Here is a 15,008-nt window from a genome sequence, read left to right as displayed (position 1 = left end):
GCGCATCCATTTGTTCTTCGTCAAATTGGGAGAGGAGATCCCGCAGATTCTGTTGAATCTCCGGCGTGAGTACCCCGTCTTCTTCGAGGAGCGGATTGAGGCGACGTAGCCCGAACGGAGCTTCGGGGTTGAACTCCTCGTCATCCTCCTCGTCAGACGCCTGGTCGACGATGCGTTCGGCAGCCGCCGCCAATGCGTCAAGGTTGAGCCCGGACTCCCGAAACACGTATTCGGCGAGGGCATCAGCCGGGTCTGCTTCTTCCGTCGCCGCTGTGCGGGCAACCTCGTCAGCATCGGCGAACTTATCCCCTGTTTGGCAGGCGCATGGCTCGTCTCGGTTCTGCTTGTTGGCATGTCCCGCCATGAAGTTGCGATAGGCTTCTTCCTCCGGCAATGCAGCAGGGTTACCAGCGCGGAGGGAAGCTAGTGGATCGTCAGCGTTGTAGACGTCCCGATAGTTGAGGTTCTTTGGCAGATCGCTCATCGTTCTATGCTCCTCTAGGCAACGGCGGTTCGTCTATGTCCAGACAGTGTGGTTAGTGCCCCGGTGTGGGTCCGGGGCAGCTAACGCAACACTGTTCTCCTGGGTAGGTGTTACTGCTGGGCTGGCAAGGTTGCCAGGCGTTCGGTCAAGCGAGTAACTTCTGCTTCCGCGACCTCGCGACGAGCCTTAATCTTCTCCACAACCGCAGCCGGGGCCTTATCCAGGAAGTTCTGGTTGCCCAGTTTCTTCCCAGTGGTGTCGAGTTCTTTCTGGGCTACCGCCAGATCCTTTTCGATACGTTTCCGTTCGGCTTCAATATCGACGGTATCGGAGGTGTCAAGTTCCACTACTACGGTGGCACGGGAGAGGCGGACTTCCAGAGATGCGGTGGCGTTGAAGTCCGCGGTAGGCACCTCCAGACGGGCGAGCGATCGAAGAGCTGCGACCTGGTTTTCTAGGTCGGCTGCTTCGACGACGCCCACTAGGCGGGCGGGGACCCGCTGGGAAGGCTTGACGCCCTGGTCAGCACGGAAACGACGCACCTCAGTGACAAGTTTCTGCAGGTCTGTAATACGTTGCAGGGCGGTTGCATCAGGTTCTACAGTGTAGGCAGCAGGCCATTCTGCGACCACTAGAGATTCCTCACCCGTGAGGGTGGTCCACAGTGCCTCGGTAACGAAGGGCATGACCGGGTGCAGAAGGCGCAGCAGGGTGTTCAGCACATGCCCAAGTACGAGGCGGGTTGCAGGGGCACTGGGCAGATTGTCTGCGGGGCGGCCCAGCTGAGCCTTGGCGAGCTCCAGATACCAGTCGCAGAACTCATCCCAGGTGAAGTGGTAGAGAGCTTCGCAGGCCTTGGAGAATTCGTAGACGTCCAGGCCGGAGTCCACATCGTCCCGAACCTGTTCGAGACGGTCGAGAATCCAGCGGTCAGCATCCGTCAGTTCGGCCCGGTCAGGCAGCTCCCCTACCTCGGCACCATTCATGAGGGCAAAGCGGGTGGCGTTGAAGAGCTTGGTGGCGAAGTTGCGGCTGGCCTGGCAGTTGTCGTCCCCCACCGGAATATCAGCACCAGGGTTGGCGCCACGGGCGAGGGTGAAGCGCAGTGCGTCTGCCCCGAAGCGTTCCACCCAGTCGAGGGGGTCAATACCGTTGCCGAGGGACTTGGACATCTTGCGGCCATGCTCGTCCCGCACCAGCCCGTGCAGGAAAACATCGGTGAAGGGAATGGGGCCGATGTTGCCGGCGTCCTTGCCGGTGGCACCTTCTTTACCGACGAAGGTGGCGAACATCATCATGCGGGCCACCCAGAAGAAGAGGATGTCGTAGCCGGTGACGAGAACGTTCGTCGGGTAGAAGCGTTGGATGTCCTCCGTAGGGTAGGGCCAGCCGAGAGTAGAGAAGGGCCACAGGCCAGAGGAGAACCAGGTGTCGAGGACGTCAGGGTCCTGTTCCCAGCCGGCCGGGGGCTCATCTTCGGGTCCACAGCAGACGATTTCCCCATCGGGGCCGTACCAAATGGGGATGCGGTGGCCCCATTTCAGTTGGCGGGAAATGCACCAGTCGTGCATATTGTCGACCCACTCGAACCAGCGCGGTTCTTGGGAGGCCGGGTGGATGGTGGTGAGCCCATCGCGTACGGCATCGCCGGCCATGGTGGCCAGCTTTTCCACTTTCACGAACCACTGCAGGGACAGGCGCGGTTCGATGGCTTCGCCGGAGCGCTCGGAGTGGCCGACGGAGTGCACGTAGGGCCGCACTTCCTTGACGATGCGTCCCTGTTCACGTAGTGCTTCGTTGAGGGCCGGGCGGGCGTCTTCACGGCTCAGGCCGTCGAAGCGGGTACCGGTATTGGAGATGTGGGCGGTGGCATCCATGATGTTGATCATGGGGAGGTTATGCCGCTGCCCCATGGCGAAGTCATTAGGGTCGTGCGCGGGGGTGATCTTGACCGCGCCGGTGCCGAATTCCATGTCGACGTAGTCATCGGCAATGACAGTGAGGGTGAGGTCGTCGCGCAGCGGGTGCGGGAACACCTTGCCGACCAGGTGCTGGTAGCGTTCGTCGTCAGGATGGACGGCGATGGCGACGTCGCCCAGCATAGTTTCGATACGGGTGGTGGCCACGACCAGGCTGTTGCCCTCTACAGGCTTACCGTCTGCACCAATCTCACCGTAGGCAAAGTAGACCAGTTCGCCTTCATCATCGGAGTATTTCACTTCGATGTCGGAGACTGCGGTCTGCAGCACTGGGGACCAGTTGACGAGTCGCTCGGCACGGTAGATGTAGCCGGCATCGTAGAGGCGTTTGAAGATGGTCTGGACGGCGCGGGAGAGCCCTTCGTCGAGGGTGAAGCGTTCACGTTCCCAGTCGAGACCGTCACCGATGGCACGCATCTGGGTACCAATGAAGCCACCGTATTCGCGCTTCCACTCCCAAACCTTTTCCACGAATTCCTCGCGGGAGAGGGAGTGGTAGTCGATGCCTTGGTCGGCGAGCTGCTGTTCCACCTTGGATTGGGTGGCAATGCCGGCGTGGTCCATGCCGGGGAGCCAGAGCACCTCATAGCCTTGCATACGCTTGCGACGGCAGAGGGCATCCATGAGGGTGTGGTCGAGGGCGTGGCCCATGTGGAGTTTGCCGGTGACGTTGGGAGGTGGCAGCACGATGCTGTAGGGGGGCTTACTGCTGTTGACGTCAGCGTGAAAGTATCCGGCGTCTACCCACCGTTGGTACATGCTGGACTCGACGGCACGTGGATCCCAGGATTTGGGGAGTTCGCCGGAGCGATCAACGGAGGTGGAAGGGGCATTCTGAGCGGAATATTCTGCACTGGTCACGCTTGCAAGTTTAACGGTTTGCAGGGCTGCTTTCGAACTGGGGGCGCACTAGCGGGGCGGCAGTGCAAGAGAAACGCACCCGGTATAAGTACCGGGTGCGTTTCAGGAGTTGAGGGGCGGTCGAGAAACCGCGGTGGCGGCTAGTCGAGCAGGCCGAGTTCCTTGACGGCGGCACGCTCAGCTTCGAGGTCGTCAACGCTGATCTTCATGCGCCCAGCCTGTGCGGCGGAGATTTCCAGGCCCTCGACACGGTTCCAGTTGGTGCCGTCGGAGGTGCAGGGAACGCCGTACATGAGGCCCTCGGGGATTCCGTAGGAGCCGTCGGAGGGGAGGGCAACGGTGACCCAGTCGCCTTCCGCGGTGCCCTGGTACCAGTCACGCATGTGGGTGATGGCGCCGGTGGCGGCGGAGGCGGCGGAGGAGGCACCGCGAACCTCAATGATGGCGCCACCGCGCATGGCTACCTTGGGGATGAATTCGTCGGCGAGCCAGGCGTCGTCGAACTTATCGGCGGCAGCTTCACCGTTCACCTTGAGGTAGGTGACGTCGGGGAACTGGGTGTTGGCGTGGTTTCCCCACACGGTCATGTTGGTGAGAGCGTCGACGGGAACGTCGAGCTTCTTGGCGGACATGGAGAGAGCGCGGTTGTGGTCGAGGCGCATCATGGCAGTGAAGCGGTCGTTCGGTACGTCCGGTGCGTAGTGGTTGAGGATGAGGGCGTTAGTGTTGGCGGGGTTGCCGACCACGAGGGCGCGGATGTCGTCTGCGGCGTGGTTATTGATGGCTTCGCCCTGCGGCTTGAAAATGGCGCCGTTGGCAGCGAGCAGGTCGGCACGATCCATGCCTTTACCACGGGGGCGGGCACCTACCAGGAAGGCAGTGTTAGCGCCGTCGAAGGCCTGGTTGGCGTCATCGTAGATGTTGATGCCGGCGAGGAGCGGGAAGGCGGAGTCATCGAGCTCCATGGCGACGCCTTCAGCAGCCTTGAGTGCCGGGGTGATCTCCAGGAGGTTCAGTTCGACGGGCTGGTCGGGGCCGAAAACGGCACCTTCAGCGATGCGGAACAGCAGGGAGTAGGAGATATTGCCAGCAGCACCGGTGACGGTGACCTTCTTGGGCAGAGTCATCTTCGGAAACACGTCCTTTCAGGATCCGAACTATGTTTTGTCGGCGATCAGTGAACTTACCCGGTGGGGTGAAGTCGTGTACTTCTAGTGTCTCACCATCTTGGATGGTTCGCTAAGCGTCGTCGGGGGCGACCAGAGGAAAATCGTGGGAAAAGCCACGCCGTCACTTAGTGAAACTAATGTTACCGCAGGTCACGCGAGTATTTTCTGGTTTGGTGACAGGTTCGTGAACATTAGATATGCCCTACTGAACACCTTTTGTGAGGAACAACACAGCCCACTGCGCGCGGGGAAAACCCGGCTGCAGTGGGCTGGCGGAACTCTACTGAAGGCGACTATCCGACGTTCTTCTCGACGGGGGCAATATCGAGACGATGCATATGCGGAGCGGTCTTGTCCCGGACGGTTTCTTGAGTGATGGTGACCTTTTCCACATCCTCTGCCGAGGGTATCTCGAACATCACGGGCATAAGGACTTCTTCCATGATGGCGCGCAGTCCACGAGCACCAGTGGAGCGTTCCAATGCCTGATCGGCTAAAGCATCCACGGCCTCGTCAGTGAACTCGAGGTCTACCCCATCCATCTCGAAGAGCTTCTGGTACTGCTTGACCAGTGCATTTCGCGGCTCGGTGAGAATAGCTTTGAGCGCGTCCTTGTCGAGAGGCTCGACAGAGCCGACGACGGGAAGGCGACCAATAAATTCGGGGATGAGCCCAAACTTGCTGAGATCTTCCGGTTTCACCAGCTTAAAGTAGTTGGTGGACTTGGTTTCTTCCTCGGTAACGAGGTCTGCACCAAACCCTACGCCCTTTTTACCGACGCGGTCTGCCACCACTTTCTCCAGGCCCGCGAAAGCGCCGGCGGCGATGAAAAGGATGTTGGAGGTGTCGATCTTGATGTAGTCCTGGTGCGGGTGTTTGCGCCCGCCGTTCGGGGGAACGGAAGCGACGGTACCTTCCAGGATTTTGAGAAGGGCTTGTTGTACGCCTTCCCCGGACACGTCACGGGTGATGGAGGCGGATTCGGCCTTGCGGGAGATCTTGTCGATCTCATCGATGTAGATAATGCCTTTTTCAGCTCGCTTCACATCGTTGTCGGCAGCGTGGAGGAGCTTCAGCAGGATATTTTCGATGTCTTCACCGACATAACCAGCTTCGGTAAGCGAGGTAGCATCAGCGATGGCGAACGGCACATTGAGCATACGGGCAAGCGTTTGTGCCAGATAGGTTTTGCCACAGCCGGTGGGGCCGAGTAGCAGAATGTTGGATTTGGCAATCTCTACGTCTTCTTCGCGGGGACGTCGGCCGCCGAGCGCACGAATGCGCTTGTAGTGGTTATAGACGGCGACGGCAAGGACGCGCTTGGCGTCGTCTTGTCCCACGACGTACTTGTCAAGGAACTCGCAGATCTCCTTGGGGGTGGGCAGATCGTTTCCGGTGGTGGTCTGGGTGGAGTCGTTCAACTCCTCTTCCAGAATTTCGTTGCAGACGTCTATGCATTCGTCGCAGATGTACACGCCCCCACCGGCGATGAGTTTCTTCACCTGGCTCTGCTTCTTTCCGCAGAAAGAGCATTTCAGAACATCGCTTGAATCGCCAACATATGCCATCGGGCTCGGCTGCTCCTTCGGGGTTCTGTAGAGGTGCGGATCCGCAACTAACGGTAGAGGGGTCGCGGGAGCTATTACCTTCTACCGTAGTCGCTTCTCGTTATTTCTTGGCGGAGGCTTTCCGGTAATCGAAGACGGTATCGATAATGCCGTAGTCTTTGGCCTCTGCAGCGGTCAGAATCTTGTCGCGTTCGGTATCTTCACGCACTTGCTCTGAACTGACATTGCAGTGGCGGGCCAGAGTCTCTTCCATCTGACGGCGTACTCGCTCAATTTCGCGCGCCTGAATCTCCAGGTCCGACACCTGTCCGCGGATACCTTCAGTGGCCGGCTGGTGGATGAGAATGCGGGCATTGGGAAGGGCGGCACGCTTGCCGGGGGTGCCGGCGGCGAGCAGTACTGCGGCAGCGGAGGCTGCCTGACCCAGGCATACCGTCTGAATGTCAGGGCGCACGTACTGCATGGTGTCATAGATAGCCATCAACGAGGTGAAAGAACCACCCGGGGAGTTGATGTACATCGTAATGTCGCGGTCGGGGTCGAGACCTTCCAAGACGAGCAGCTGCGCCATGATGTCGTTGGCGGCGGTGTCGTCAACCTGCGATCCCAGGAACACAATGCGCTCTTCAAAGAGTTTGTTGTAAGGATTGGACTCTTTTGTGCCGTAGCTGGAGTGCTCGATGAAGGAGGGGACGACGTAGCGGGCTTCGGGAAGCTGGAATCCGGTCATGGGTGATGTGCTCCTTTACTTCTCGGTGCCGGGAACGTGCTCGATGACGTGGTCGAAGAGGCCGTAGTCGCAAGCTTCTTGCGCAGTGAACCACTTGTCGCGATCAGAGTCTTTTTCGATCTGTTCGACGGTCTGGCCGGAGTGCTGGGCGATGAGTTCGGCCATTTCCTTCTTCACCTTGGCAAAGTTTTCGGCCTGAATGGTGATATCGGTGGCGGTGCCGCCCACTCCAGCAGAAGGCTGGTGCATGAGGACACGGGTGTGCGGCAGGGCGTAACGCTTGCCGGAGGCGCCTGCGGTGAGCAGGAATTGTCCCATGGAGGCGGCCATACCCATGGCGTAGGTCGCGACATCGCAGGAGATGAACTGCATGGTGTCGTAGATGGCCATGCCGGCCGTGACGGAGCCACCGGGGCTGTTAATGTACATGCTGATATCAGCAGTGGGATCCTCGGCTGCCAGTAGCAGCATTTGGGCACAGAGGCGGTTGGCGACCTCGTCGTTAACTTCCGATCCGAGGAAGATAATGCGCTCTTTGAGGAGCTTTTCGAAGACTGAGTCGGGAAGATTCAATCCGTCGGCCATGGGTACCTGCTTTCTCCGTTTCTGGTGGGAAAAGATTCGCCGTCTATAGCGTAACGAAAACGGGCGCAGCCGGCTCGCTCGCTACGCCCGTGTTCGCTTTGAGATGGGGTTTACTCTGCGTCGCTGGAGGCAGCGTCGTCAGAGACAGAGGAATCAGCAACTTCCTGGAAGAACACCATGAGGTCTTCCAGGGAACTACCATCGGTATCCTTGGCGTCGACATCACGCACCACAGCGAAGAGGGCCTTGTTGCGGCGCACATCGCTAAAGAGGTTGCTAAGCTGGCCCTGCTGCTGGACGAGCTTGACAAACTGTTCGGGATCCATGTTGTTCTGTTTTGCCTGAGCAACCACGGCTTCAGTGAGGTCATCCTGGTTAATTTCGATGCTGCGCTCTTCTGCCAGGGCGTCGAGCAGTAGCCAAGAGCGGGTGGCGTCCTCGGCAGACTTCTTGGCGTCAGCGTAGAAGGTGTCGAGGTCGGAACCCTGGGATTCGAGGATGGACTTGAGGATGTTCTCGTCGCCACCGAACTGGGAGAGGATCTGCTGGATCTGGCCCTGGGCCTGCTCTTCCACAATGCCTTCGGGAATCTCGAAGTCGGCTTCTTCGATGAGCTTGGCAAGGACAGCATCGCGCAGGTTGGAGGCCTGCTCGGACTTGGCAGCGGCGTCGGCGCGCTTGGCCAGGTCGTCCTTGAGCTCCTCGAGGGTGTCGAATTCGGAGGCCATTTGGGCAAAGTCGTCGTCGAGTTCGGGGAGTTCCTGCTCCTGAACTTTCTGAAGGACGACGGTGACGTCGGCGGCTTCGTTGGCGTGGTCACCGGCGATGAGCTTGGAGGAGAAGGTCTTGCTTTCTCCAGCCTTCATGCCAGCGAGGGCCTCTTCGAGACCTTCGATGAGGTCGCCCTGGCCGATGCGGTGGGACAGGCCCTTGGTTTCAGCTTCTTTGATTTCCTCACCGTCGATGGAGGCGGAGAGGTCGAGGGAGACAAAGTCGCCTTCCTTGGCAGCGCGGTCAACGCCTTTGAGGGTGGCGAAGCGCTCACAGAGATCGCTGAGGCCCTGTTCGGCGATTTCGTCGGCGGAGCGACGAGGATCCACGGTGATCTCCTTGCCGGCAAAGTCCGGCACAGTGATCTCGGGGCGGCAGTCCATCTCGGCCGTGAATTCGATGAAGTTGGGGTCATCGATCTTGGTGACATCAACTTCGGGGGTGGAGAGGGGCTGCACGTTGTTTTCGCTACATGCCTCTTCGTAGCGGCTCGGCATCATGTCGTTGATGACCTGCTCGAGCACTGCGCCGCGGCCGACGTGGTTTTCGATCAGCTTGGCGGGAGCGTGACCCTTACGGAAGCCGGGAATGTTGACCTGCGCCGCGATAGTCTTGTAAGCCTTGTCGAATTCTTCCTTGAGCTCCTCGAAGGGAACCTCAATAATCAGCTTCACGTGGGTGGAGGTGAGCTGCTCAACAGTGCTTTTCACGGAATTGTTCTCCTTGTTTATAGGGGTCACGTTGATGGATTCAAGTTTTGGTCGGGATGACAGGATTTGAACCTGCGACATCGTGCTCCCAAAGCACGCGCGCTACCAAGCTGCGCCACATCCCGGGGCAACTCAACAGTACTTTTCAGCACGAAGAGTTCCTGCACCATCTTACGTGCAACCTCGAAATTTTTGTAACCAAGGTTTTCTCGGGTAGTCTTAGCAGGCACAGAGGTTATCTGTGGGGATGTCGTATAGTGGCTATTACCCCAGCCTTCCAAGCTGGAGACGCGGGTTCGATTCCCGTCATCCCCTCCACCCCACTAACTCAGCCCACACCAAGAATGCTTGAGTGGGCTGGGTTTTTGTGTTATCTGTAGTGCTCGTTACAACCTCTAGTTATGCTGTGCAACTTCCTTTTTCCCTACCGGTTTCAGCATCCCCGCTGCCAGCAATACCAGCCCTAATGCGAGCGTAATTCCCAATGCCAACAAGGTTGATCCAGGAATCATGGATTGATCAACGTAGAGCAGTGAGCGAATTCCTTTTCCCAGGAACTGCAGTGGAGTCCACGGGTAAATCCAGTTTGCCCACAATTCTGGCAAAAACTCGCGCGGAAGGGTCACTGTCGCCATCGACAGCAGCCACAGCAGAATCGGGATGCTCACACCACGACGACCCGTGAGGACCACCCCCCCGACAGTGAGTCCCATCAGTACCAGCGAGCCACACCAGGACAGCACATACAACAATCCGGTGGGTGTATCCATGTCGAGTAGCGCTGTGAGGATACCAACCGACACCCCAGCCACTCCGGCGCTGGCCACAATCAGGCCAATGAGGTGCAGGAAGACTACAACCAGCTGTGTTGGACGAACTATATAGAAAATTCCCACTGATCTATATCTTGGGCGAGATTGTGGTGCGAGCTGAGGTCAACGAGGCGACGCTTCTACGTCAAATTGATGACGTCATCATCCCCGCGCTGCGTTCCGTACACTGAGCCTACAAACTTCTGGGTATACCGGAGCACCGACACGATGTGCCCCTCAGCTTCATTCCACGCCAACGGCGCATGGAAAACGGGGTTTCCTCGCGTACTAACGCGTCACTAAGCCGGAGGCACTTGTGTGGGGCAATTACTTGTACTGAGCGTGCAGCTCGACAACGGAACCCACCTTCGGCACCTGCAGGATGAGGTAGCCCACAATGCCAGCGTCACGGTTGTTCTTGAGATAGACCGGCTGTTTTATACCATAAGACACCATAGTTTGTTCTTTGGTGTAGGCGGGCAGCGGCTTGCCCGCTTCCTTAGCAGCTGCTTGCTCGTAGCTAAGCCCCCCGTTCTTCACATACTTATATGCACCCATGAGGGGCCGGGTGGGGGAACCACAGGTGGGATCGACGGTAAGAAGGCGGTACTCCCCCACTTTCGGAAGCTCGCCCGTGATAGCGCAGCCATTGCCTTCGGCGTCCTCAAGCACGCTGGAGGACGTGACGACGGCCGAAGTGTTGGGGGCGGGCATGGGGATGGCTCCGGCTATGCCGGTGCCGAGCAGGAGTGCGCTAGTAGCTGCCGCAATCGCGGTGGCGGTGCGGATGAGCGGGGAAGTGCGGCGACGCTGCATGGTGTCCTCCGGAAAGAGTAGTAGGTGGGCGGTGGACGCCCTGCTTATGCCTTTTTGCTGTCCCAGTATAACGCACACAAAGTTAGGGTGAGCTCATCAATACGCTATTCCTTGTACGGGAGCTCGTGATAAAACGGAAGAATCAGCTGGTGGTGTCCGCACCACCCGTCGTCCCCTATCCGGGGCTCACTGAGGAGGTTATTGATGACCCAACAGGATCTCACTCTAGAGGCACTGCGTTCCCCACAACCCTTGGGAGAACGCGCCGCTAATCGTTCCCGCTCCCCCAAGTCCTCAACATTCGCCGAGTTCATGGGAAACAATTGGGTGCAGCCTGCTGCCAGCGGAGACACTGGCTCCGTCTCGACAGTGGCGGAGTTCTTGCCGGCCCGCCACGCGGCGGTGGAGCGCCATTATCCGGATACTGTGTTGGTTATTCCGGCGGGCTCGTACAAGACGCGATCGGCCGATGAGGATTATCTTTTCCGTCCGCACTCTGCCTTTGTGTGGGCAACAGGCCTGGGAAAGGAATATGAGCCGGATTCTGCTGTGGTGTTTTATCCGCAGGCGGAGGGACACAAAGCGGTGCTATATTTCCAGCCTCCGGCATCCCGCTCTACGGATCAGTTTTATGCGGATTCGCGCTATGGCGAGTTTTGGGTGGGGGCTCGCCCGACGATCGCGCAGATGGAGGCGTGGACCGGCTTAACTGTGCGCCCATTGACTTCGTTGGAGGAGGATTTACGGGGTAGTGCGGATGGTACTTCAGTACGTGTGGTGCGTGGCGAGGATGCCACCATTGACGCACTAATTGCGCAGGTGGTGGGTGACGAGTGCTGGGAGTCGACTGCTGATGAAGATAAGACCTTTGAGGTGTTGCTGGGCACTGTGCGTATGTGGAAGGACCAATGGGAGGTTGAGCAGCTGCAACAGGCAGTGAATCTGACGGCTGAGTGTTTTGAGAGTGTTATTGCCGCCATTCCGCAGGCGGTAGGTCATCCACGGGGGGAGCGAGTGGCTGAGGTGGCTTTCTCCTCCGCGGCTCGTTTGGGCGGGCATGGCACGGGTTTTGACACGATTGCGGCAGCTGGCGTGCACTCAACCACGTTGCACTATATGGAGAATTCAGGCCCGGTGGCGGAGGGCGACTTACTACTGATTGATGCGGGTGCGGAGCTGGATTCCTTGTACACAGGTGATATCACGCGTACTTTCCCGGTGTCGGGAACATTCTCCCCGATGCAACGGAAGGTATATGAGGCTGTGCTGGGGGCTAATGAGGCGGCGTTCCGGCAGGCTCAGCAGCCGGGCTGTAAGTATGGCCAGGTGCATGATGCGGCTATTCGTTTTTTGGCGGAGACGCTGGCGGAGTGGGGTGTGCTGCCGTGTTCTGTGGAGGAGGCGGTGAGCCCGGAGGGGCAGCAAGTGCGACGGTGGATGCCGCATGGTACGGGACACCATTTGGGTGTGGATACGCATGATTGTTCGGTGACACCGCGGGAGTTTTATGTGGATTCTCCGTTGGAGCCGGGCATGGTGTTCACGATTGAGCCGGGTCTTTATTTCCGTGTGGATGATGAGTTGGTACCACCGGAATTGCGCGGGATTGGTATCCGTATTGAGGATGACATTGTGGTGGAACCGGATGGTTCGGTTCGTCGTTTGTCTGCTGCTATTCCACGTTCTGTTGATGAGGTGGAGGCGTGGATGCGGGAGGTTTGGGCCCGCTAGTTGCGGTTGTGAAACTGTGCTGTGGGGAGGTGATGTGCAGTTTCTTGAGTACCCTACAGACTGTTGGTGTGGCCTTGTGAGTGCCGCGTGTTGACGTCATAGGGCCATAAGGGAGGGCCCCGCCATTGTGGCGAGGCCCTCCCTTTGTTATGCGGTTTTAGTTGCGCTTGGTCGTGGTGCTCGTGACCTTGGGCTCTTTGGTAGTGGTTGAGCTACTTTCGGAGCTGGTGGCAGGAGCGTACGGGTCGTCCTTGGTGATGGACGTCGTGGGATCAAGCTGGTCGAAGTCACGGTTGTACGTGATCTTGTAGTCGGGATCCGGCGAGGGGTTAACCTCATCCTTGTACTCGACGTCATCGGGATCGAGTTGGTCGGGGACGCGGTTGGGGTCGTGACGCTGGATCATCGGTTCACGCTCGGGCACGTCGGTGTTGAGGTTCGCATAGTCGGGTTTGAAGAAGGGGTTAGCGAAGGGCAACACCCACTTGTTGAAGAGGATGATGTTCGGTCCTTTGGGGGCTTCGTAGAGGCCCTTCTTCTCGGCTAGCGCGGCGTCCTCTTCCATCTGGGCGGTACCGCGTTGCCACTTAGCTTGACGGTGGCCTTTATCTTCTGCAAGGCATACAGACTGCGTGACTTTCTGCCCCATAGGTAGCAGCACGTCACCCGCGAAGAACATGGTGGGGATGGGGTTAATGATAAGGTCCCAGTCCAAACCCAAGATCGTCAGCAGCTGGATAAATTTGGACTTTTCAAATAGTCGGCCGAAGATGATCACATCCCCCAACACTGGTGCACCAAGTGTTCGTCCGGGGTTTGAAGGATCTGTACCGGGAGGGCCGACGGGGATAGACCCGAACCATGGAATGAGAATACCGAAAGAAATTGCTGGTAAGGGGAAAAAACGGATATTCAAAGCAGGGGTGACAGTAAAAGTTGCAGGATCATCAGTAGCAGCATGCTCAACTAAACCAACCGTGCCGCAGAATAGACCCAACGCAGCTTGCCCGGCAAGTGCCGGGGGAATAACCCCAGGAGCAACTGTACCTCCGGCAAGGCTACCCCCTATCAGGACTCCCGCGAGAGCCCTACACACATCTTTTGTCCCGACAATTTCTGGCCCAAGAACCGCTTCGGCAATTGCCTTCCGGATAGCTTTATCAATTCCTTTATTGGCACCATTAATCACCGCTTGCATGATTGCCCTAGTGATGGCCCACATAATCTGGGCGATGATTTTCGCCACTGCGTTCGAAACAATAGCAATGTCTGCAGCATTATCGACAGTGATCTCGCCCATCGGTACCCATTGATAGGCGCGTCCATCAACTGCACCAAGTGCAGTGCCACCAACATAGGTGAGGACTGGGTTATTGATGAGACCAATCAGACCGCCGATCTCCCACGCTTTCAGAGGGATCAGGGCCTTATTGACCTTAATCTCCTCCATGCGGAGTAGCACAAATTGTGCCACCTGGTCGAACAGTTCGCGATACTGGGGTTTAACGTCCTTGCGCATGATAAGCGTGGTGCGCTTACCGATGCGACGGAAGTTCATCTCCGAAATCGGAGGACAGTCCTCGTCGGCAACCTCAACATTATCAAGAGGAGCTTCGAGCTGGTGCACCCCATCAGTAATATCCTTCGGCAACCAAGCCGGCAGGTCATGGTACTGGTAGTTGCCGGGGTTGGAACGAGAGTTCGTCTTAGAGAGACAGTTCTTCTGTAGCTGCTTCTGAATAAAGTTCCCCAGACCCAGCACAATGCTTGGGCCCAATGCCAACGTCCTCTCGACAGGATCAGTCAGACCACCAAGATTGATGCCCAGAATCGTCGCCCGAATAATAGACGGGAAAGTCTCGTTATGCCACTGGCCATAAATCTGAACCCAGTAGAACCACCACAGCACCGTCTCAACAGCCTCATTAATGGTGATGTCCTGAACAGACACCGTCGAGCGCCAACCACCATCACGGGCCTTCAACAGAGCCCCGACCAGGTAGTTCACGCCATGGTCGTCGAACTCGCGGGCCGGACCCGTCAGCTGAGTTGCCGGATTAGAAACAATGAGGGTCGGCAGCTGAACGTAGTTCATTGCCGTCTCTAGCATCCGGACCTGCTGGTCGAAGACCTTCATCGCGGCCTTATCCTTGATGAGCCTGCGCAGCTGATCCTCAACAAGGTGCGCCACACCACCAAAGGTCAGGTCGTCAGAGGTTTCGCAGTACAAACCCTGAGCTTCTGCAGCGGACTGGGAGGTGTGCTTGCCAGTGTAGACAATCTCACCATCCTTGTTACGGATAGCTTCGCGTCCCTCGGCCTCAGCGTTGGGATCTTCCGGCTGAGTGGTCGTAATGGACGCCTTCGGCGCGTCAAAAAGATCGCGCAGATGATTGATGGAAGTCACCGTTGAGGCAGGAGCCTTCGTGCTGGTGGCTTCGTCAGACTTTCCGCCAAACAGCCCGCCCAGGAAGCCCTTCGTGGACGTAGAGGTAGCGGTGCTCGTCTCCGAGCTAGTCGGTGCGGCAGATACAGCGGGCGCCAGTGCACACACCATGCTGCTAGCTACCAACAGACTGGTAGCCGAGGTGGCGAGGGCACGCAGGCGATTCCGAACGCGGGAAGACATAGATAAACCTCATTTAGACGCAATACTGCTACCAAAACTTTATCTGAGTTCTCGGGATAAAAAAACATGGCGCTTTCAAGTAATTCACAGTTTTAACCCGTTCGGTTTAATCAATCCGTCCAGCTTTTCTAGATTTTTTGATAAATACCAAAACTGAAACCTT

Annotated in this window: 10 protein-coding genes and 2 tRNA genes; 2 read left to right on the top strand and 10 right to left on the bottom strand. The window is 57.8% G+C overall.

Annotation, left to right across the window (positions count from 1 at the left end):
- Positions 1-594: 594 nt before the first annotated feature.
- The 7 genes from IY73_RS06780 to IY73_RS06750 form a co-directional block, all read right to left on the bottom strand.
- Complete coding sequence (locus tag IY73_RS06780) at positions 595-3,324, bottom strand: valine--tRNA ligase (RefSeq protein WP_053979132.1); 2,730 nt, start codon at positions 3,322-3,324, stop codon at positions 595-597.
- A 140-nt stretch (positions 3,325-3,464) separates the two neighbouring features.
- Positions 3,465-4,451, bottom strand: coding sequence for a malate dehydrogenase (locus IY73_RS06775; protein ID WP_053979131.1), 987 nt, complete (start codon positions 4,449-4,451; stop codon positions 3,465-3,467).
- 335 nt (positions 4,452-4,786) lie between these two features.
- Positions 4,787-6,061 (bottom strand): ATP-dependent Clp protease ATP-binding subunit ClpX, encoded by a 1,275-nt coding sequence (gene clpX, locus IY73_RS06770; protein WP_053979130.1) that lies wholly within the window; start codon positions 6,059-6,061, stop codon positions 4,787-4,789.
- A gap of 100 nt (positions 6,062-6,161) precedes the next feature.
- Positions 6,162-6,791, bottom strand: a complete 630-nt coding sequence (locus tag IY73_RS06765) for an ATP-dependent Clp protease proteolytic subunit (RefSeq protein ID WP_053962411.1) — start codon at positions 6,789-6,791, stop codon at positions 6,162-6,164.
- Between the two features lie 15 nt (positions 6,792-6,806).
- On the bottom strand, positions 6,807-7,376 hold the full coding sequence (locus tag IY73_RS06760) for an ATP-dependent Clp protease proteolytic subunit (RefSeq protein ID WP_053962410.1): 570 nt from the start codon (positions 7,374-7,376) through the stop codon (positions 6,807-6,809).
- 110 nt (positions 7,377-7,486) lie between these two features.
- Positions 7,487-8,857: a trigger factor gene (gene tig, locus IY73_RS06755; protein WP_053979129.1), complete on the bottom strand. Its 1,371-nt coding sequence runs from the start codon at positions 8,855-8,857 to the stop codon at positions 7,487-7,489.
- 48 nt (positions 8,858-8,905) lie between these two features.
- Positions 8,906-8,982, bottom strand: a tRNA-Pro gene (locus IY73_RS06750).
- Between the two features lie 118 nt (positions 8,983-9,100).
- On the opposite strand from IY73_RS06750, the gene IY73_RS06745 reads away from it, so the two are divergent.
- Positions 9,101-9,175 (top strand) — tRNA-Gly (locus tag IY73_RS06745).
- A gap of 77 nt (positions 9,176-9,252) precedes the next feature.
- On the opposite strand, the gene IY73_RS06740 is transcribed toward IY73_RS06745, so the two are convergent.
- Both IY73_RS06740 and IY73_RS06735 read right to left on the bottom strand, forming a co-directional pair.
- Positions 9,253-9,753: a hypothetical protein gene (locus tag IY73_RS06740; RefSeq protein WP_053979128.1), complete on the bottom strand. Its 501-nt coding sequence runs from the start codon at positions 9,751-9,753 to the stop codon at positions 9,253-9,255.
- A 243-nt stretch (positions 9,754-9,996) separates the two neighbouring features.
- Positions 9,997-10,485: a hypothetical protein gene (locus tag IY73_RS06735; RefSeq protein WP_053979127.1), complete on the bottom strand. Its 489-nt coding sequence runs from the start codon at positions 10,483-10,485 to the stop codon at positions 9,997-9,999.
- A 204-nt stretch (positions 10,486-10,689) separates the two neighbouring features.
- Between IY73_RS06735 and IY73_RS06730 the strand changes: the two genes are divergently transcribed.
- On the top strand, positions 10,690-12,216 hold the full coding sequence (locus IY73_RS06730) for an aminopeptidase P family protein (RefSeq protein ID WP_053979126.1): 1,527 nt from the start codon (positions 10,690-10,692) through the stop codon (positions 12,214-12,216).
- A 157-nt stretch (positions 12,217-12,373) separates the two neighbouring features.
- Here the strand turns inward: IY73_RS06730 and IY73_RS06725 are convergent, their stop codons facing one another.
- Positions 12,374-14,845: a hypothetical protein gene (locus IY73_RS06725; RefSeq protein WP_053979125.1), complete on the bottom strand. Its 2,472-nt coding sequence runs from the start codon at positions 14,843-14,845 to the stop codon at positions 12,374-12,376.
- Between the last annotated feature and the right edge of the window lie 163 nt (positions 14,846-15,008).

Origin of the sequence: Lawsonella clevelandensis (genome assembly GCF_001293125.1) — a bacterium.
GTDB classification, from domain to species: Bacteria; Actinomycetota; Actinomycetes; order Mycobacteriales; family Mycobacteriaceae; genus Lawsonella; species Lawsonella clevelandensis.
This window is presented reverse-complemented; position numbering and strand designations above follow the sequence as displayed.